We start from the raw sequence: 580 nt of genomic DNA on the forward strand, positions 1-580 counted from the left end.
CCAGAAGAATAGTAGAAATCATAGCTACAGAACAACTTGAACCTACACAGACCAGTGTTGGCACTCGCTGCAAACAACCGTTCGGAGAAAAATCAAAACGATTGATGAGAGAATTAAAAAGTAAAAATATATTACATGAGAACGAGTCTATTGCATGTTTTAAATTTCTCGATTGCTTTTGGTGCGAAAATCAAGTTTTGGTTGCAGAATCAGACGACATCTGGTGCCTACTCAGTTTTCGTGCAGCTTTGCGAGAAGCACTTCTTAGGCCAAATATAAATCATCAGTTGCCAGTAGAAAAAGTTATGCAAGTAATCGCTAAATGCAACCTGATACTTCTCGATATTAAGCAAGACTACTCAGACGTGTATGCAGAGGCAGAAATAAAATACCATAATATTTCACATCCGCTCTGGGGAGATGAGGAATCAGCCGCAGACTTATATCAGATATGGGGAGGAGTATAAATATGCAACCATTATTCAGGCTCGGCAGTACCACCCCTGGTGGCCCAACTCCCCAGTTCATGCAGTTAGCAATCGATAATGATGATCTATCACAACTGAAAGATATAGTAGTG

At 40.2% G+C, this 580-nt stretch carries 1 pseudogene; it reads left to right on the plus strand.

The window, feature by feature from the left end:
- A pseudogene (locus tag LG31_RS21130) lies at window positions 1-467 on the plus strand (hypothetical protein); the annotation flags it as partial.
- Between the last annotated feature and the right edge of the window lie 113 nt (window positions 468-580).

The organism is Aeromonas lacus (genome assembly GCF_000764665.1).
GTDB classification, from domain to species: Bacteria; Pseudomonadota; Gammaproteobacteria; order Enterobacterales; family Aeromonadaceae; genus Aeromonas; species Aeromonas lacus.